At 72.0% G+C, this 17,787-nt stretch carries 16 protein-coding genes; 6 read left to right on the forward strand and 10 right to left on the reverse strand.

The window, feature by feature from the left end:
• Window positions 1–85 precede the first annotated feature (85 nt).
• Window positions 86–1,108 carry a YeiH family protein gene (locus AC5L3X_RS28765; RefSeq protein WP_494861049.1) on the reverse strand — a complete coding sequence of 341 codons (1,023 nt, stop codon included), beginning with the start codon at window positions 1,106–1,108 and terminating at the stop codon, window positions 86–88.
• A gap of 70 nt (window positions 1,109–1,178) precedes the next feature.
• Here AC5L3X_RS28765 and AC5L3X_RS28770 point away from each other — a divergent pair, with 70 nt between their 5' ends.
• The 6 genes from AC5L3X_RS28770 to AC5L3X_RS28795 all read left to right on the forward strand — a co-directional run bounded on the left by AC5L3X_RS28770 (window position 1,179) and on the right by AC5L3X_RS28795 (window position 7,822).
• Complete coding sequence (locus AC5L3X_RS28770; RefSeq protein ID WP_494861051.1) at window positions 1,179–2,069, forward strand: LysR family transcriptional regulator; 891 nt, start codon at window positions 1,179–1,181, stop codon at window positions 2,067–2,069.
• Window positions 2,070–2,132: 63 nt separating this feature from the next.
• Window positions 2,133–3,647, forward strand: a complete 1,515-nt coding sequence (locus AC5L3X_RS28775) for a phytoene desaturase family protein (protein WP_494861053.1) — start codon at window positions 2,133–2,135, stop codon at window positions 3,645–3,647.
• Window positions 3,648–3,814: 167 nt separating this feature from the next.
• The gene (locus AC5L3X_RS28780; RefSeq protein ID WP_494861055.1) at window positions 3,815–4,510 is read left to right on the forward strand and encodes a response regulator transcription factor; all 696 of its coding nucleotides are present in this window, start codon (window positions 3,815–3,817) and stop codon (window positions 4,508–4,510) included.
• A complete protein-coding gene (locus tag AC5L3X_RS28785; RefSeq protein ID WP_189126994.1) occupies window positions 4,507–5,877 on the forward strand; it encodes a sensor histidine kinase in 1,371 nt (456 codons plus the stop codon). The genes AC5L3X_RS28780 and AC5L3X_RS28785 overlap by 4 nt, the downstream gene beginning before the upstream one ends.
• Before the next feature lie 42 nt (window positions 5,878–5,919).
• Window positions 5,920–7,101 carry a bifunctional glycosyltransferase family 2/GtrA family protein gene (locus AC5L3X_RS28790; RefSeq protein WP_494861057.1) on the forward strand — a complete coding sequence of 394 codons (1,182 nt, stop codon included), beginning with the start codon at window positions 5,920–5,922 and terminating at the stop codon, window positions 7,099–7,101.
• A gap of 94 nt (window positions 7,102–7,195) precedes the next feature.
• Entirely contained in the window at window positions 7,196–7,822 is a 627-nt protein-coding gene (locus AC5L3X_RS28795) for a TetR/AcrR family transcriptional regulator (protein WP_494861059.1), read from the forward strand.
• Between the two features lie 89 nt (window positions 7,823–7,911).
• Here AC5L3X_RS28795 and AC5L3X_RS28800 read toward each other — a convergent pair whose 3' ends face one another.
• The 9 genes from AC5L3X_RS28800 to AC5L3X_RS28840 all read right to left on the reverse strand — a co-directional run bounded on the left by AC5L3X_RS28800 (window position 7,912) and on the right by AC5L3X_RS28840 (window position 17,746).
• Complete coding sequence (locus AC5L3X_RS28800) at window positions 7,912–8,178, reverse strand: hypothetical protein (protein WP_189126997.1); 267 nt, start codon at window positions 8,176–8,178, stop codon at window positions 7,912–7,914.
• Window positions 8,179–8,249: 71 nt separating this feature from the next.
• Complete coding sequence (locus AC5L3X_RS28805; protein ID WP_189126998.1) at window positions 8,250–9,101, reverse strand: helix-turn-helix domain-containing protein; 852 nt, start codon at window positions 9,099–9,101, stop codon at window positions 8,250–8,252.
• Window positions 9,102–9,160: 59 nt separating this feature from the next.
• Window positions 9,161–9,421 carry a hypothetical protein gene (locus AC5L3X_RS28810; RefSeq protein ID WP_494861061.1) on the reverse strand — a complete coding sequence of 87 codons (261 nt, stop codon included), beginning with the start codon at window positions 9,419–9,421 and terminating at the stop codon, window positions 9,161–9,163.
• A 144-nt stretch (window positions 9,422–9,565) separates the two neighbouring features.
• Complete coding sequence (locus AC5L3X_RS28815) at window positions 9,566–10,585, reverse strand: phosphotransferase family protein (protein ID WP_494861063.1); 1,020 nt, start codon at window positions 10,583–10,585, stop codon at window positions 9,566–9,568.
• A gap of 62 nt (window positions 10,586–10,647) precedes the next feature.
• On the reverse strand, window positions 10,648–11,454 hold the full coding sequence (locus tag AC5L3X_RS28820) for a GNAT family N-acetyltransferase (protein ID WP_494861065.1): 807 nt from the start codon (window positions 11,452–11,454) through the stop codon (window positions 10,648–10,650).
• A gap of 63 nt (window positions 11,455–11,517) precedes the next feature.
• Window positions 11,518–13,344, reverse strand: coding sequence for an acyclic terpene utilization AtuA family protein (locus AC5L3X_RS28825; protein WP_494861067.1), 1,827 nt, complete (start codon window positions 13,342–13,344; stop codon window positions 11,518–11,520).
• Between the two features lie 9 nt (window positions 13,345–13,353).
• Window positions 13,354–14,139 (reverse strand): enoyl-CoA hydratase-related protein, encoded by a 786-nt coding sequence (locus AC5L3X_RS28830; RefSeq protein ID WP_494861069.1) that lies wholly within the window; start codon window positions 14,137–14,139, stop codon window positions 13,354–13,356.
• Window positions 14,136–16,217 (reverse strand): acetyl/propionyl/methylcrotonyl-CoA carboxylase subunit alpha, encoded by a 2,082-nt coding sequence (locus AC5L3X_RS28835; protein WP_494861071.1) that lies wholly within the window; start codon window positions 16,215–16,217, stop codon window positions 14,136–14,138. Before AC5L3X_RS28835 ends, AC5L3X_RS28830 begins: the two co-directional genes overlap by 4 nt.
• Entirely contained in the window at window positions 16,214–17,746 is a 1,533-nt protein-coding gene (locus AC5L3X_RS28840) for an acyl-CoA carboxylase subunit beta (protein ID WP_494861177.1), read from the reverse strand. Before AC5L3X_RS28840 ends, AC5L3X_RS28835 begins: the two co-directional genes overlap by 4 nt.
• Window positions 17,747–17,787: the final 41 nt, after the last annotated feature.

A 17,787-nucleotide genomic window follows, 5' to 3' on the forward strand; every position in this document is an offset into this window, starting at 1 on the left:
ATTTCACGGATTTTGTGCGAAATCGGGCACGCTATGTGCCTGATAAGGCTGTCTGTCCGATCATCCCCTCCTGCGGGCGAGGATGTCAGGTCAGGATCAGGACACCCGCCAGCGAGACGGCCGCGACGCATCCGGTGGCGAGCGCGCCGAGCGCCAGCACCCGGCCGGCCCTGACCAGCGTACGGACGTCGATCCCGGTGCCCAGGGCGAACATGGCGGCGGCCATCAGGATGCCGGTCACCTCCGGCACCACCGCCGTGACCTGTGACGGCACCAGGCCGGTGCCGCGAAGCGCGACCATCGCCAGGAACCCTGCCACGAACAACGGGACCACCGGCGCACCGGCGGATTTCGTGGGGTGAGCCCCGCGCGCGGTGCCGGCGTCGGCGCGGGCACCGCGGCCGACGGCGATGCTCTCGGCGTATCGCCGTCGTGCGGTCGTCAGGGCGATGATCGGGGCCAGCAGCACGACACGGCCGAGCTTGACGGTGACCGCCGTGGCGAGGACGCCGGTGGCCGAGCCGATCGCCGCCACCTGGGCGACCTCGTGGACCGCCGCGCCCGTCCAGACTCCCAGCTGCGGACCGGACAGTCCGAGCCACGTCGCCGCCAGGGGGACCACGAGGATGGCGGCGCTGCCGTAGAGGACGACGACGCTGAGCGCGGCGGCCACGTCGTCGTCCGTGGCGTCGGTGCTCTGGCGCATGGCGGCGACGGCCGCGGCGCCGCAGATGGACACCCCGGCGGCGACCAGCAGCGACGTGCCGGGCGGCAGGCCGAGGCGGCGACCGGCGAGCGGGGTGAGGGTGAACGTGACGCCGGTGGCGACCACGATGATCGCGGGTGCCTGCCAGCCCAGCGCGAGCAGCTGCGGCACCGCGATCTGCAGCCCGAGCAGCACGATCGCGACCCGCAGCACCCGCCTGGCCACGAACCGCAGGCCGGGCAGCAGCCGCTCGCCGATCCCCCACACGTTGGCCACGACCGCGCCGGTGACGACGGCGACCATCGCCGGGCTGAACGCGGGCACGAAGTGGTGGGCGGTCAGGGCGAAGACCACCGCCGCCAGGGCCGCGGCGACACCGGGCAGACGATCGGCGAAGGGCATGCCCCGAGTCTTCTGAGGCCCCGCCGGTTCCGGTAGCCGTGGGTTGCCTGGCAGGTCATAGCCTGAGGCTATGAGTGCACTGCCCGACCTGGACTCGCTCCAGCTCCTGGTCGACGTGGGCGAGCTGGGCAGCCTGGGGCGGGCGGCCAGGGCGTCGGGCATCACGCAGCCGTCGGCCAGCAAACGGCTCGCGCTGCTGGAGCGCCGGCTCGGCCTTCCGCTGCTGGAACGGACACCTCGCGGCTCCACGCTCACCGCCGAGGGCCGGATGGTGGCGGGCTGGGCCACCCGGGTGCTGGCCGCGGCCCGGGAGCTCACGCGCGCCGCGCAGGCCGTACGGCACAGCGGGGCCGCCCACCTGCGGGTGGCGTCGAGCATGACGGTGGCCGAATACCTGATGCCGCGCTGGCTGGGGGAGTTGCAGGACCGCGACCCCGACGTGCAGGTGGGGCTGGACGTGGTCAACTCCGCCGACGTCGCCGCCCGGGTGCTGGCCGAGGATGTCGAGCTGGGCTTCGTCGAGGGGCCGACCGTGCCCGACGGGCTCGCCGGACGGGTGGTGGGCACCGACCGGCTGGTGGTCGTGGTGGCGCCCGGTCATCCCTGGACGCGTCGCCGTACCGTGCTCAGGGGGCCCGAGCTGGCCGCCACGCCGCTCGTCGTCCGCGAGCCGGGGTCGGGCACGCGGGAGACGCTCGACGTGGCGTTCAGGGAGTTGCGCCAGGCCAGCCCGCGCCTGGAGCTGGGGTCCAACGCGGCGGTCAAGGGGGCGGCGCAGGCGGGGTCGGCGCCCGCCGTACTCAGCGGTTACGCGGTCGAGGCCGAGCTGGCCACCGGGCGGCTGGTGGAGGTGCCGCTGGCGGGGCTCAACCTCGTGCGCAACCTGCGCGCGGTGTGGCGACGGGGCCGCCTCCTCGCCGGCCCGGCCGCGACCCTGCTCACGATCGCCAGCCGCCCCTGACCGGACACCTTCCGTGACCGTGGAGGACTGTGGTTGTGGTGCTCTGGGCCGTATTGTGCCGATATGGGGATCTATGACATCGTCGTCGCCGGTGGCGGGCACAACGGGCTGGTCGCCGCCGCCTACCTGGCCAGGGCGGGGCGGCGGGTGCTGGTGCTGGAGCGACTGGACCACACCGGGGGGCTGGCGATCTCCGCCCGAGCCTTTCCCGGCGTGGACGTACGGCTGTCGCGCTACTCCTACCTGGTCAGCCTGCTGCCGACGAAGATCGTTCGGGACCTGGGCCTCGACCTGGAGCTGCGCCGCCGCCGCTACGCCTCCTACACGCCCACGGGCGGCACGGGCCTGCTCGTCGACAACGGCGACGCGGACCGTACGGCGGCCTCGTTCCGGGAGGTCACCGGGGGAGACGCCGACCACAAGGCATGGCAGGAGTTCTACGCCATGGCCGGCGAGGTCGCGCGGACCCTGGCGCCCACCCTGCTCGAACCCCTGAGGACCGCTGGCGAGATCGAGCGGCTGGTGGGCGCCGAGGCGTGGCGGGACCTGTTCGGGCGGCCCATCGGCCAGACGGTGGACGAGCGGTTCGGCGACGACACGGTGCGCGGCGTGGTGCTGACCGACGCGCTGATCGGCACGTTCGCCGACCCCGCCGCGGACCTGCTGGCCAACCGGTGCTTCCTCTACCACGTGATCGGCGACGGCACCGGAGAGTGGAACGTGCCGGTGGGCGGCATGGGCGCCGTCTCCGGGGCGCTGGAGGCCACGGCCAGGCGGGCCGGGGCGGAGATCAGGACCGGAGCGGAGATCGTCGGCATCTCCCCCTCGGGCGAGGTCACGTTCCGGACGGAGGACGGCGAGCACACGGTCACGGGCGGCCACGTGCTGGTAAACCTGCCGCCCGCCGTGCTCGACCGGGTGCTCGACCGGGTGCGGGGCAGGCCGGAGAGCACGCCGGAGGGGGCGCAGCTCAAGGTCAACATGGTGCTGACCCGGCTGCCCCGGCTCAGGGACGCGGCGGTGGACCCGAGGGCCGCGTTCAGCGGGACCTTCCACATCAACGAGAGCCGCGACCAGCTGGCCCGGGCCTACGCGCAGGCCGCCGCCGGCCGGATCCCCGAGCTGCCGCCCGCCGAGGTCTACTGCCACTCGCTGACCGACCCGTCCATCCTCGGCCCCGAGTTGCGCGGGCGGGCGGAGACGATGACGCTGTTCGGCCTGCACATGCCCGCCCGCCTTTTCCGGGAAAATCCGGAACAGGCGCGGGTTGAGGCGCTGCGCGCCACCCTGGACTCCATCAACCGCGTGCTGGCCGAGCCCATCGAGGACTGCCTGCTGCGGGCCCCCGACGGCGGCCTGTGCGTCGAGGCCAAGACCCCCGTCGATCTCGAAGACGAGGCCGGGCTGCCCGGCGGCCACATCTTCCACCGCGACCTGAGCTGGCCGTACGCGGACGAGGGCGGCTGGGGTGTGGAGACCGAGCACGAGCGGATCCTGCTGTGCGGCGCCGGCGCCCGCAGGGGCGGCGGCGTCAGCGGCATCCCCGGCCACAACGCGGCCATGGCGCTCCTGACGTGACGGCCCCGACGGTCCCGGCGCCGACCCGGACAGTCCCGACCCCGACAGGTCCTCCCGCCCTTGTCGGATGGCGTCGGCTGACAGGGGCGATCGACGTCAGGGACGCCAGGGGAGGACCTCAAGAGGACTTCATAGCGTTCTCATGATGCTCCCTTAGGTTTGTGAGCATGAGCGAGTCGGCGCGGTTGCTGGTGGTGGACGACGAGCCCGCGCTGCGCGAGGCTCTGCAGTCGAGCCTGGAGTTCGAGGGGTACCGGGTCGTCACGGCCAACGACGGGCAGGCGGCGCTGGAGCGGCTGTCCGGTGAGAGCTACGACGCGGTGCTGCTCGACGTCATGATGCCCCGGCTCGACGGGCTGACCGCCTGCCGCCGGCTCCGCGCGACCGGCAACCACGTGCCGGTGCTCATGCTGACGGCCCGCGACGCCGTCGGCGACCGGGTCTCCGGCCTCGACGCGGGGGCCGACGACTACCTGGTCAAGCCGTTCGAGCTGGACGAGTTGCTGGCGCGGGTGCGCGCGCTGCTGCGGCGGGGCGCGCTCGGCGCCGGCGCCCAGGAGAGCGTGCTGTCCTACGACGACCTGCGCATGGACCCGGCCACCCGGGAGGTCACCAGGGGCGACCGGCCGCTCGACCTGACCAGGACCGAATACCTCCTGCTGGAGCTGTTCCTGGCGCATCCGCGCCAGGTGCTGACGCGTGACCAGATCCTCGGCGAGGTCTGGGGGTTCGACTTCGAGCCGACGTCCAACTCGCTCGACGTGTACGTGATGTACCTGCGGCGCAAGACCGAGGCGGGCGGGGAGGCGCGGCTGATCCACACCGTCCGCGGGGTCGGGTACGTGTTGCGAGCGGCGTCATGAGATGGGGCAGCCTGCGCTCCAGGCTGACGCTCCTGGTCACGGTCGCGGTGGCCCTGGCCATCGCGATCAGCGCCGGCGCGTGCTTCATGATCGTCCGCAAGCAGCTGTACGACCAGGTGGACCGCGCCCTCGTGCCGTCTCCCGCCAAGGCGCAGAACTCGTACCAGAAGCAGAACGACCTCGACTGGCTGATGAAGCACTGCACCACCTCGCCGGAGCAGCCGACGGGCCGGTACCGGCCGCCCGAGTCCACCCAGGTGATCTACAGCGACGGGCGGCCCACCTGCCACATGGGCCCGGCTCTGACGATCACGCCGTACGACCTGCGCATCGCCGCCCAGGGGGGCAGGTCCCACCTGCACAACGGCACCACCGCGGACGGCACCCCGATGCGGATCCTCACCGAGAACGTCGGCCCCGGCATGGCCGTCATGGACGCCAAGCGGATCGACCAGCTGAAGGACACCCTGCGCAACGTCGCGCTGCTGCTCGGCGCCGTGGCCGCGCTCGGTGTCCTGGGAGCGGCGTGGGCCGGGATGGCCGTCGCGCGGGCCGGGCTGGCGCCCGTGGGCCGCCTGACCAAGGCAGTCGAGCACATCGCGCAGACCGAGGATCTCGACACCCGCATCCCGGTCGAGGGCACCGACGAGATCGCCCGGCTGAGCGCCTCGTTCAACGCCATGACCGCCTCCCTGGCGGGGTCGCGCGACCGGCAGCACCAGCTCGTCGCCGACGCCGGCCACGAGCTGCGCACCCCGCTCACCACCCTGCGCACCAACATCGACCTGCTGCTGCGCAGCGAGCAGACCGGCCGGCAGCTCGATCCCGGCGCCAAGGAGCGGCTGCTGGTCAACGTGAAGGCGCAGTTCGCCGAGCTGTCCACGCTCGTCGGCGATCTGCTGCAACTGGCCCGCGGCGACACCGACCACGAGCCGCACGTCGAGGTGGCCCTGCACGACGTGGTGCGGGCCGCCGTCGACCGGGCCAGGCTGCGCGGCGCGGAGGTCACCACCGACCTCGAACCCTGGTACGTCGTCGGCAACGCCGCCTCTCTAGAACGGGCGGTGCTCAACCTCATCGACAACGCCGGGAAGTTCGGTCCCGGCCAGGTCGAGGTGGGCCTCCACGGCGGCACGCTGACCGTCCGCGACCACGGGCCGGGCATCCCCGAGGAGGATCTGCCGCACGTCTTCGAGCGCTTCTGGCGGTCGCCGTCGGCGCGCGGCCTGCCCGGGTCGGGGCTCGGCCTGGCGATCGTGGCGCAGGCCGTGGCCGAGGCCGGGGGAGACGTACGGCTGGCCAACGCGCCGGACGGCGGGGTGATCGCGACGATCACTCTTCCCGGTGATCGCACTTCACCCTCATAATCGGATAAGTCTGCTTATAGGCCGGGGGCGTGAGCTGGGGGCATGGAATCATCAGTCAAGACGCGCCTGGTCGAGGTGGTCGTCCCCGTTCACAACGAGCAGCGGGCCCTGCGCGCGAGCGTCCTGCGGCTGCACACCTATCTCACCAGCACGTTCCCGTACGGCTTCCAGATCACGATCGCCGACAACGCCAGCACCGACGACACCTGGCGGTTAGCTAGGGAGCTGGCGGCCGAGCTGGCGAACGTGCGGGCCGTCCACCTCGACGCCAAGGGGCGGGGCAGGGCGCTGCGCCAGGTCTGGTCGGTCAGCGCCGCCGACGTCGTCAGCTACATGGACGTCGACCTGTCCACCGACCTGGACGCGTTCCTGCCGCTGGTCGCGCCGCTCCTGTCGGGCCACAGCGACCTGGCGATCGGCACCCGGCTGTCCAGGGCGTCGCGGGTGGTGCGCGGGCCCAAGCGTGAGTTCATCTCCCGTTCGTACAACCTGCTGCTCCGGTCCGTGATGGGCGCGCGGTTCTCCGACGCGCAGTGCGGCTTCAAGGCGGCGCGCACCGAGATCGCGCAGGCGCTGCTGCCCGCCGTCGAGGACGAGCAGTGGTTCTTCGACACCGAGTTACTGCTGCTCGCCGAACGGTACGGGTTGCGCATCCACGAGGTGCCCGTCGACTGGGTGGACGATCCGGACAGCCGCGTCGACATCCTGCGCACCGCTCTGGACGACCTGCGCGGCCTTACCAGGGTGGCCCGCAGGACCCTGTCCGGCGCCGCCAACCTCCCCATGCCCGCCCGGGTGCGCGAGGCCCGGCTGCCGCGAGGCATGGCGCACCAGTTGCCCAGGTTCGCGATCGTGGGGGTGGTCAGCACCGTCGCCTATCTGCTGCTGTTCTCGCTGCTAGGGCTGATGATGCCGGTGCTCGCCGCGAACGCCGTCGCGCTGCTCGTGACGGCCGTGGCCAACACCGCCGCGAACCGCCGCTTCACCTTCGGCGTGAGCGGCCCGGCCGGGGCGCTGCGGCACCAGGTCGAGGGGCTCATCGCGTTTCTCGTCGGGCTAGCGCTCACCACCGGAGGGCTGGCGCTGCTGCCCGACGGCGTCTCCCATGAGGTGCGACTGGTCGCGGTCGTCATCGCGAACGCGTGCGCCACCCTGGTGCGCTTCCTCCTGCTGCGCGTGTGGATCTTCCACCCGAGCCGCGGAACGTCCCGACGACCCTCCTGACGACCTTCCTGACGACCTTCCTGACGACCCTCCTGATGACCATGGCGGGCGGCGCTCCGCGAAGCACGCCGCCGAAGGCGGATAGGCTTGCCCGGTGCGGAGTACGAGCCGGGCCGAGCAGGCCGACCAGCGCAGGGCCGAGCTGCTGGAGGCCACCCGCAGGGTGGTCCTGGAGCGAGGTCTGGCCCACACGCGCATCGCCGACATCGCCAAGTCCGTCAACGTCAGCGGCGGCCTCGTCCACTACCACTTCGCCACCAAGGACGAGCTGATCACCGCCATGCTCCGGGCCTCCCTCGACGTCGAGAGCGCCAGGCTCGACGAGCTGGTCGGGGGGCCGGGCACGGCGGTCGAGCGCCTCGACCGGGTGCTGCGCTACTACATCCCCGAGTCGAGGTCCGACCAGAGCTGGCTGCTCTGGATCGACGCCTGGAACACCGCGCTGCGCGAGCCCGCGATCAACCAGATCATGCTGGAGCTGGAGACCACCTGGCTGACGGCGCTGAGCCGGGTGCTGGCCGACGGCACGAGCTCCGGCGAGTTCGCCTGCGACGACCCCGAGGGCGCGGCCGAGCGGATCGACGCCATGCTCGACGGCCTGGTCATCCGCTACACCCTGCATCCTGACGTCCTGTCGGGCGCCCGCCTGCTCGCCCACGCCCGCACGGCCGCGGCCCGGGAGGCCGGCATCCCGGTGAGCGTCTTCGCGCAGGGCCGCTGACTGAGAGGGGCCTGCGCGACGTCCGAGGCCGCGGCGGGCCGGTGACGGGGAACGGGCAACGGGGTTCCGGCGGGAGCAGTGGCGACCCGTCAGGCGGGCAGGGCGGCGAGGAGGAAGGCGAGCCGCGCGGCCGCGCCCTCGACGTCGTCGACGGTGCCGAGGCGGTAGCCCCACGAGGTGACGAAGCTGCCGTCCTCGGAGCAGGTGACGCTCTCGGCGAGGGTGGCGGAGAACCGGTTGCGCACCGACACGTAGGCGGGCTCGCTGGCCAGGGCGACGTTCTGGACCGACAGGTCAGCGTGACGGCCGGCGCACCACGCGAACCGCTCGAGGCTGTGCGCGGTATCAAGCATCATGCGTCACCTCCGCAACGTCTTCGGCGACAGAATTGCACGATCTTGCGGTGGCAGGCAAGCAATTGCGTGGATTAATGTGACGATTGTTTCCGATATTCGTCAAGAATGCGGATGATGACATCTCGTCCGGCTTCGTCGAACTGTGCCGCCTTTGCGTAGTCGTCGAAGGCCCGCGCGTAGAACGCGATGTCATCGGGGTCGCGCAGGATCAGATCCTTCGTCATGGTGCCGACGATGACTAGAGCCTCGTTGAAGATCCAGAAGCCGTTGATCGGTGAGGCCGGCAGCTCGGCGCCGAACGGGATGACGCCGAACTCCACGTTGGGCAGCGTGCTGACCGCGAGCAGCCGGTCGAACTGGCCCCGCATGACGTCGATCGGGGTGAGCCGGGTGCGCAGGGCCGATTCGTACACCACGAACCTGAACGAGCGGTTGCGGTCGTAGAGGATCTCCTGCCGCTGCATCCGGATCCGGACCGCAGCGTCGATCTGGTCGGGTGCGCTGTAGAGGCGCTTCACCTTGTGGAACACGTGCCTGGCGTACTCCGCCGTCTGCAGCAGCCCGACCACGATGTTGGGCTCGAACACCCTGAAGAGCTTGGTCTTGGACTCGAGGTCGCGGACGTCCTCCTGGATGGCGGCCAGGCCGCTGCGGTGGCGTTGCTTCCAGCCGTCGTGCCGCTCCAGCAGCGCGATCGCCTGCCTGATCAGGGTGTCGGTCGTCTCGGGAGCCGCGTGGACGGCCTGCGCCCACACGACGACGTCGTCTTCGGTCGGAGTCTGCCGGGCGTTCTCCAGCCGGGAGACCTTGGAGGGCTGCCAGCGCAGCCTCTCGGCAAGCTCCTTCCCCGACAGATGTGCGGTCTCGCGCAGCTGCCGGAGCTGGCTGCCGAGGTCGATGCGCGCCTGCTGAAAGGACGTCACGCGCCAAGAGGCTAGACCCGCGTGGGTGGATCATGCCAGGGGCAGTCGCGCAATTGTGACTAACCCATCGCTGTAGGTGGGGAGGGGTGGGCGGGCCACGTGGTCGCCGAGCCGTCGGGCAGCACCCGGCGGGCGATCTCGGTGATGAGCTCGCGGGGCACTTCGACCGCGGTCTCGCCGTCGAGCACGTCGCGCAGGTCGGCGAGTGCCTGAGGGTCGGTGAGCTGAAGTCCCTGCACGACGATGGTGCCGCGATCGGTTTCGTACAGGGTGGGGCAGGCGCCCGCCTCCGAGGTGGAGCCGAGGAACCGCATACGCATGGACATTCCTTCCCCGATGAAAACTGCAATTGCGCGCAATTGTACGGCTTCTCAGGGCATACGTGATCGTTTCATGAAAAATCGGTATATATGGTGAGTTTTCTGGAATCTGACTGTTCTGGTCGATCCCGTGCCCGGTGCGGGTCAGCCCTCGTCGAGCAGCCCGTCCATGATCTGCCGGGCCCGGCCGAACAGGGTGAGCGTGGTGGCGTGCAGCAGGTCCCCGATCTCCTTGGGCGCCTGGCCGGCGAAGGCGCGCGCGTGGGTGCCCTCCAGGACGATGCCGAGCTTGAAGCAGGCGAGGACGGCGTACCAGTCGAGGGCGGACAGGTCGCGGTCGGACAGGGCGCCGTAGCAGTCGACGATCTCCCGTGGCGACGGCAGCCCCGGCACGTGACCGTTGTTGGCGGGCCACATGGCCACCAGCCAGCCGAGGTCGAGCAGGGGATCGCCGATCGTGGACATCTCCCAGTCGACGATCGCGGCCACCCGGGGGCTGTCGTGGGCGAACATCAGGTTGGCGAAGTGGTAGTCGCCGTGCATGACGCCCGGGGTGAACGTCGCCGGGCGGTGGCGTTCCAGCCAGCCGGCCGTCTCGGCCAGGTGGGGGATGTCAGGGCCGGGATAGCCGTCGAGCCGGCCGTAGGAGTCGAGCTCGCCCAGCCAGCGCGGCACCTGCCGTTCGAGGAAGCCGTCCGGCCGGCCGAAGCCGGGCAGCACGCCGGGATCGACCCGGCCCAGCTCGGCCAGCGCCGCCGCGGCCTCCAGCCCCATCCGGTGCCTGATGGCCGGGTCGGAGGCGTGCGGGTCGGGCAGCCCGAGCGATGGGTTGAACCCGTCGACCGGCTCCATCAGATAGTAGACCGGCTCGTGCTCGGTCTGCGCGGCCACCAGTCGCGGCGCGGGCACCCGCGTGTCGCGCAGCGCCGCGAGCAGCCGCGCCTCGCGGCGCAGCACCTCGTTGCTCTTGCGCCGGGCGTGCTGAGGGGGCCTGCGCAGGATGTAGGTGCTGCCGCCGCGCTCGAAGCGGACCATGACGTTCTGGGTGCCGCCCGCGACCGGAGCGGTGCCGGTGATCGGGCCGCCGGGCAGGCCCTTGGCGTCCATCCACGCGCCGAGCCCGCCGAGGTCGATGGCGTTGACGTCGATGTGGGTGGAGGTCATGGCCGTCCTTTAGGACCGAATGATATTCTAGTCGCGACCCTACGAGAGCCGCGCCGACACGGTCAACCCAGAGCTTGCATGAACGGCAGGAACTGACGGCTCCGGTCGCCAGGCGGGTCGCCGTCGCGCACCATGAGCGAGACCTCCCAAGGCTCGCCCATGCCGTGCCGCCCGGCCCACCCGGCCAGCTCCTCCTGGGCCTGATCGAGGTCCATCCGCACCGTGCCGCCGGCGTGCAGCGCCAGATCGCCGATCAGCGCCTGGGCGGTCGCCAGGTCGCGGGCCACGACGGGGCCGAGGACCACGTTGTGGTCGTTGCGCCAGCAGTGACCGAAGCCGCCGTCGGCGATCCGCACCTGCTCACCGAAGCCGAACATCCGGCGCAGCAGCCGTGACCGGTCGGTGCCGAACACCTCGGCGTCGAGCGCCAGGATCTCGCCGAGGTCGTCCTCGGTGGCAAGACGGGTCGCGCCCGACGGCTCGCCCCGGAAGACGCCGGTGCGCATGGCGACCCGGCTCACCGTGCGGAAACCGAGGCGTTCGTACAGGGGGCGGCCGTTCTCGGTCGCGTGCAGCGAGACGGTCCGGTCCTCCGCCCGCTCCAGCACGTGCTCCATCAGCGCGCGGCCCAGCCCCCGCCGGGCGTAGCGGGACGCGGTCAGCACCATGCTGATAACGGCGTGGTCGTCGCCGTAACGGGTCATGACGTTGGTCGCCGCCAGCCCGTCGCCGTCGTCGGCGTCGATGCCGTAACCCTCGCCAACCTCCAGCAGCAGCGCCCACTTGTGCCGCTCGGGCGGCCAGTCACGGTCCTTGGCCAGGCGGGCGCAGTCGTCGAGGTCGTCGGCGGTGAGGCGGCGGATGTTCATGCGCGTCATCCTGCAGTATTCGTTCCGACCCGTTCAAACAGATTTGTGCAGGTATGGCGGCCTTTACGGCAGCAGCTCCTCCGGCAGGGCGACGGGCCGGGCACGGAGCTCCTCGCCCAGGGCCTTGGCCTGAGGGTCCATCCGGGGGCTGGCCGCCACACCCCGGCCGAGCAGGCCGTGGACGACGAAGTTCAGGGCGTTGAGGTTGGGGAACTCGTAGCGGTCGATCCGGTGCCCGGCAAGGCCGGGCAGCAGCTCCCGCAGCCGGTCGGCGGTGAGGTGCCCGGCCAGCCAGGTGTACTGCTCGGTCGTGCGCACCCAGACGCCCAGGTTGGCGTTGCCGCCCTTGTCGCCCGAGCGGGCCCCCACGACGCGCCCCAGCGGCACCTCGACCGTACGGCCGCACGGGATGAAGACGGTCTGGCCGGGCGGCACGTCGAGGGTCCGGCCGGCCGGCGGGCTCGGAACCGGCGCGTCCGGAGGCGGGGCCGGGCTGTCGGAGGCCCCGGCGGCGAGAGCGGCGTCGGGTACCGGGCCGTCGGGCGCACTGGCGGCGAGAGCGGCGTCGGGTACCAGGACGGCGGAGGGGAGCGGCTCACCGTCCAGGAAGACTTCGGGCTGCACCTCGCCCGCCGGGACGAGCACCGGCCAGTAGACCCCGTACGGCGACGCGTCGCCCGGCGGGTTGAGACCGTAGAACCCCGGATAGCTGGCCAGCCCCGTCTCCACCACGGCGGCGGAGAAGGCGCGACCGGCCCGGCGTCGGTCGGCGTCCATGACGGTGATCCGCAGCAGCCCCGAGTCGGTGAGGGTGACGTCGACCTGGTCGAACGAGTCGCGCGGCACCCTGGCCCAGATGGCCTCCTCGGCCAGCCGGGCCTTGGCCGGGAGATCGAGCCCGGTGAGCACCAGGGTCATCGTGTTGCGGTAGCCGCCCAGGTGGTTGACCGCGACCTTGAGCGTGCCGGGCGGCGGCTCACCGCGCACGCCGGAGATCCGGACGCGGTCGGGGCCGTCGTCGGACAGGACGATCGTGTCGAACCTGGCCGTCACGTCCGGGCCCAGGTAGCGGGGGCCCCCGATCTCGTACATCAGCTGGGCCGTGACCGTGCCGGTCGAGACCAGCCCGCCGGTGCCGGGGTGCTTGGTGATGACGGAGGAGCCGTCGGCGTGCAGCTCGGCGATGGGGAAGCCGCAGTGCGCGAGGTCGGGCACGTCCTGGAAGAAGGCGTAGTTGCCGCCCGTGGCCTGGCAGCCGCACTCGATGACGTGGCCCGCCACGACCGAGCCGGCCAGGGCGTCGAGGTCGCCGGGCCGCCAGCGGTGCCACCAGATGCCGGGCCCCGTCACCAGGGCGGCGTCGGTCACGCGGCCGGTCACCACGACGTCGGCGCCCGCCGACAGGGCGGTCGCGATCGGGCGGCCGCCCAGGTAGGCGTTGGCGGTGAGCGGGGTGGCGCTCAGCCGCTCACCCGTGTCGGCGTTGACCAGGTCGAGGTCGCGGCCGGTGAGGTCGTCGCCGGTCACGTGGGCGATCCTGGGCGACAGGCCCAGCCCGGCGGCCAGCTCTCGCACGGCCTGCGCGCATCCGGCCGGGTCGAGCCCGCCGGCGTTGGCCACGATCTTGATGCCCCGGTCGAGACACGTCCCCAGGACGTCCTCGAGCTGCCTCAGGAACGTCGTCGCGTAGCCGGGACGGCCCTTGAGGCGGTTGCCGGCCAGGATGAGCATGGTCAGCTCGGCCAGCCAGTCGCCGGTGAGCACGTCGATCGGGCCGCCCTCCACCTGCTCGCGCGCCGCCGACAGCCGGTCGCCGTAGAAGCCGCTGCAGTTGGCGACGCGCAACGGCGCCCGCGCCGATACCCGGTCACCGGCCGCGCTGGTGGACATGGCTGCTCCTCACAGGGCCGGAGGGACCCACGACGGGGGACGCTTCTGCATGAAGGCCGCGATGCCCTCCTGGCCCTCCGCGGAGGTGAAGCGCTCGGCCGACAGCTCCGCCATCTGCCGCAGCCCCTCCTCGAACGGCACCTCCGGAAGGTCCCTGATCAGCCTCTTCGTGATGGCGAGCGCTTCGGGGCCGCCCCTGGCCAGCAGCCCGGCGTAGCGGGCGGTCGTCGCGTCGAGCTCCTCCTCGGGCACGGCCCGCGTCAGCAGCCCGATCTGCACGGCCCTGGCGGCGTCGAACACCTCGCCGGTCAGGAAGTATTCGGCCGCCGCCCTGGAGTCCAGCCGGCGCAGCACGGGCACCGCGATCATCGCGGGCACCACGCCCAGGCGCACCTCGGTGAAGGCGAACGAGGCGGTCAGCGGTGCGATCGACAGGTCGCACGCGGCGACCAGGCCGAGCCCGCCCGCCCGGGCCGTGCCGTTGAGCCGGCAGATGACCGGCTTCGGGCTCTCCCAGATGAGCGTGAGGATCTCGGGGAACGACGCGGTCACCGGCGCCCGCGCCGCGCCCGAGGCCGGGTCGGCCCGCTGCTCCTTCAGGTCGGCGCCGGAGCAGAAGACCTTGCCGGCGCCGGTCAGCACGATGACCCGCGCCTCGGGCTCGGCCAGCGCCCAGTCCAGCCGGTCCTTCAGGTCGCTCAGCAGCCGCACGGACAGCGCGTTGCGGTTGGGCGGCGAGTCGAGCGTGATCGTCGCCACGCCGTTCACGAGCTCCTGGTGCACCAGCCGTGTCATGCTTCCCTCTCCTGGGTGATCTGCTCGATGATCGCCAGCACCTCTCCCGCCTCGACCTGCCGGCCCTTCTCCACGCGTACGTCGGAGACGACCCCGTCCGCCGGCGCGGTTATCCGGTGCTCCATCTTCATCGCCTCCAGGACGAGCACCGGCCGGCCCTTGACGACGCGGTCACCCGGCTCGACCTCGACGCGCAGCACGCTACCGGGCATGGGGGCGAGCAGGGATCCCGGGGCCACGTGCGCGACCGGCTCGGGCAGCCTCGGCACCGGGGTCAGCGCGACGGACCCGGCGGGGGAGTCGACGTACACCTTCTCGTCGTGCGCGTTGTCAGGCCCGCCGTCGTGCGAGCGTCCGTACTGGGCGACGTCGAAAGTGTGCCGGACGCCGTCGTGCTCCAGGACGACCCGGTGAGGCTCGGCGGCGACGACCGTGACGCCGTCGGGAAGTGGCTGGTAGACGACCTCGGCCTCCTCGAACCTGGCGAGGTGCGGTTGTGACCGGACGTTGCGCCAGCCGCCGGGCAGACTGCCCAGCACTCTGGCCCGGCCGCGGTTGGCGGCGGCCATGGCGAGCGCGGCGGCCAGCACGGACAGCATGGGCGGCCCGGCTTGCTCGGCCTGCTCGGCCTGCTCGGCCTGGACGGGCAGGTGCGGCGGCGCGGGCCGCGCGGATCGCGGGACCTCGGGTCGTCCCCCGACCAGCGCCTCCCGGTGGTCGTCGAGGAAACCGGTGTGCGTGTTGCCCGCCCGAAATTCAGGATTTTTCAGGATGCTTACCAGCAGCTCGCGGTTCGTGGTCACCCCGTGCAGCTTCGCGCGCCGCAGGGCCGCCGCGAGCTTCCGCACGGCCTCGTCGCGCCCGGCCCCGTACGCGATCACCTTGGCCAGCATCGCGTCGTAATACGGCGAGACCACCGAGCCTGACTCCACCCCCGAGTCGACGCGGACGTCACCCGGGATCTCGAAGCGCCGCAGCACCCCCGTCTGGGGCAGGTGGTCGTGGTCCTCGGCGTACAGCCGGACCTCGATCGCGTGCCCGCGCGGCTCCGGCGGCCCGTCCGGCAGCGCGGCCCCCTCGGCGACCTCCACCTGCAGCCGGACGAGATCGACCCCGTAGACCAGCTCGGTGACGGGGTGCTCCACCTGGAGCCGGGTGTTCATCTCCAGGAACGCCACCCGGTCGTCCCGCACCAGGAACTCCACGGTCCCGGCACCCACGTACCCGATGGTGCGGGCGGCCCTGACCGCGGCCTCCAGCAGCAGGGCCCGCGTCTCGTCGCCGATCCCGGGCGACGGGCACTCCTCCACGATCTTCTGGTGCCGGCGCTGGATGCTGCACTCGCGCTCGCCGAGCGCCCAGACGTGCCCGTGCCGGTCGGCGAGGATCTGCACCTCCACGTGCCGGGCCCGTTCCAGCAGCGGCTCTACGAACACCGACCCGTCGCCGAACGCGGCCTCGGCCTCGCGCCGCGCGGACGCGACCTCGCGTTCGAGATCGGCCGCCGCCCGCACCACGCGCATGCCGCGCCCGCCGCCTCCGGCGGACGCCTTCACCAGCACGGGATACTCCCAGTCCGGCGCGCCGGCCGGCCCCTCGGGCGGCAGCGACGGCAGCACGGGCATTCCCGCCTCACTCATCAGCCGCTTCGCCTCGATCTTCGAACCCATCGCGGCGATCGCCGAGGGCGGCGGCCCCACCCACACCAGCCCCGCGTCCAGCACCTCCTGGGCGAAGGCGGCGTTCTCCGACAGGAACCCGTAGCCCGGGTGCACCGCGTCGGCGCCGGCGGCCCGGCAGGCCGCCGTGATCCTCGGGATGTCGAGGTACGTCTCGGCGGGCAGCACGCCGTCGAGACGTACCGCGTAGTCGGCCTCGGCCACGTGCGGCGCGGAGGCGTCGGCGTCGGAGTGCACGGCCACGGTCTCGATGCCGAGCGCGCGGCAGGTGCGGAAGATCCGCCGGGCGATCTCTCCCCGGTTGGCCACCAGCAGGCGCGTGATGGCGACAGGAGTGATGGCGACAGGAGCGGTCTCGGGAGGAGTGTTCACGGGGGTGTTCGTGGGAGGAGTGGTCATGGCCGGAACACCCCGAATCCCGCCGCCTCCGGCACCGGGGCGCTGTTGATCGCCGACAGGCACATCCCCAGCACCGTCCGGGTGTCGCGGGGATCGATCACCCCGTCGTCGTAGAGCCGCCCGGACAGGAAGAACGGCAGCGACTCCGCCTCGATCTGCGCCTCCACCATCGCCCGCATCGCCGCGTCGGCCTCCTCGTCGTAGACCTGCCCTCGGGCCTGGGCCGAGGCCCGCCCGACGATCGACAGCACTCCGGCCAGCTGCGCGGGCCCCATCACGGCCGACTTCGCGCTGGGCCAGCTGAACAGGAAGCGCGGATCGTAGGCCCGCCCGCACATCCCGTAGTTGCCCGCTCCGTACGAGGCGCCCATCACCACGGTCAGGTGCGGCACCGTCGAGTTGGACACGGCGTTGATCATCATCGCGCCGTGCTTGATGATGCCGCCCTGCTCGTACTCCTTGCCGACCATGTAGCCGGTCGTGTTCTGCAGGAACAGCAGCGGCGTGCGCGACTGGTCGGCCAGCTGGATGAACTGGGTCGCCTTCTGCGACTCCTCGCTGAACAGCACGCCCCGCGCGTTGGCCAGGATGCCCACCGGATAGCCGTGCAGGGTGGCCCACCCGGTGACCAGGGACGTCCCGTAGACCGGCTTGAACTCCTCGAACTCGCTCCCGTCCACGATCCGCGCGATCACCTCGCGGGGGTCGAACGGGATCCTCAGGTCCTCGGGCACGATGCCCAGCAGCTCGTCGGCCGGGTAGGCGGGCTCGCGCACGGGCAGCGGCTGCACGCCGCGCTTGCGCCAGTTGAGCGAGCGCACGATCCGCCGGCCGATCCGCAGCGCGTCGTGCTCGTCCAGGGCCAGGTAGTCGGCCAGGCCGCTGGTGCGCGCGTGCATCTCGGCGCCGCCCAGCGACTCGTCGTCGGACTCCTCGCCGGTCGCCATCTTGACCAGCGGCGGGCCGCCCAGGAACACCTTGGCTCGCTCGCGCACCATCACCACGTGGTCGCTCAGGCCGGGCACGTACGCGCCGCCGGCGGTGGAGTTGCCGAACACGAGCGCGATCGTGGGGATCCCGGCCGCGGACATCCGCGTCAGATCACGAAATATCCGGCCGCCCGGGATGAAGATCTCCTTCTGCGTCGGCAGGTCCGCGCCGCCGCTCTCCACCAGGTTGATGAACGGCAGCCGGTTGCGCAGCGCGATGTCGGAGGCCCGCAGCGACTTGCGCAGCGTCCACGGGTTGGACGCGCCGCCCCTGACCGTGGGGTCGCTCGCCGAGATCAGGCACTCGACGCCCTCCACCACGCCGATGCCGGTGACCACGCTGGCGCCCACCGGGAAGTCGCTGCCCCACGCCGCGAGCGGCGACAGCTCCAGGAACGGCGAGTCGGGATCGACGAGCAGCTCGACGCGCTCCCTGGCCAGCAGCTTGCCCCGCGCGCGGTGCCGCTCGACGTACTTCGCCCCGCCGCCCGCGACCGCCTTGGCGTGCTCGGCGTCGAGGTCGGCCAGCTTGGCCAGCATCGCCGCCCGCCGCCCGAGATGGTCGGCCGCCGTCGGGTCGA

This window comes from Nonomuraea sp. CX421 (assembly GCF_059358955.1).

Coding starts and splice junctions, on each gene's coding strand:
- AC5L3X_RS28840 (WP_494861177.1), bottom strand. CDS start 17,746: ATGCTGGCCAAGCTGGCCGACCTCGACGCCGAGCACGCCAAGGCGGTC.
- AC5L3X_RS28835 (WP_494861071.1), bottom strand. CDS start 16,217: ATGACCACTCCTCCCACGAACACCCCCGTGAACACTCCTCCCGAGACC.
- AC5L3X_RS28820 (WP_494861065.1), bottom strand. CDS start 11,454: ATGAACATCCGCCGCCTCACCGCCGACGACCTCGACGACTGCGCCCGC.
- AC5L3X_RS28775 (WP_494861053.1), top strand. CDS start 2,133: ATGGGGATCTATGACATCGTCGTCGCCGGTGGCGGGCACAACGGGCTG.
- AC5L3X_RS28770 (WP_494861051.1), top strand. CDS start 1,179: ATGAGTGCACTGCCCGACCTGGACTCGCTCCAGCTCCTGGTCGACGTG.
- AC5L3X_RS28815 (WP_494861063.1), bottom strand. CDS start 10,585: ATGACCTCCACCCACATCGACGTCAACGCCATCGACCTCGGCGGGCTC.
- AC5L3X_RS28790 (WP_494861057.1), top strand. CDS start 5,920: ATGGAATCATCAGTCAAGACGCGCCTGGTCGAGGTGGTCGTCCCCGTT.
- AC5L3X_RS28830 (WP_494861069.1), bottom strand. CDS start 14,139: ATGACACGGCTGGTGCACCAGGAGCTCGTGAACGGCGTGGCGACGATC.
- AC5L3X_RS28810 (WP_494861061.1), bottom strand. CDS start 9,421: ATGCGTATGCGGTTCCTCGGCTCCACCTCGGAGGCGGGCGCCTGCCCC.
- AC5L3X_RS28785 (WP_189126994.1), top strand. CDS start 4,507: ATGAGATGGGGCAGCCTGCGCTCCAGGCTGACGCTCCTGGTCACGGTC.
- AC5L3X_RS28780 (WP_494861055.1), top strand. CDS start 3,815: ATGAGCGAGTCGGCGCGGTTGCTGGTGGTGGACGACGAGCCCGCGCTG.
- AC5L3X_RS28800 (WP_189126997.1), bottom strand. CDS start 8,178: ATGATGCTTGATACCGCGCACAGCCTCGAGCGGTTCGCGTGGTGCGCC.
- AC5L3X_RS28765 (WP_494861049.1), bottom strand. CDS start 1,108: ATGCCCTTCGCCGATCGTCTGCCCGGTGTCGCCGCGGCCCTGGCGGCG.
- AC5L3X_RS28825 (WP_494861067.1), bottom strand. CDS start 13,344: ATGTCCACCAGCGCGGCCGGTGACCGGGTATCGGCGCGGGCGCCGTTG.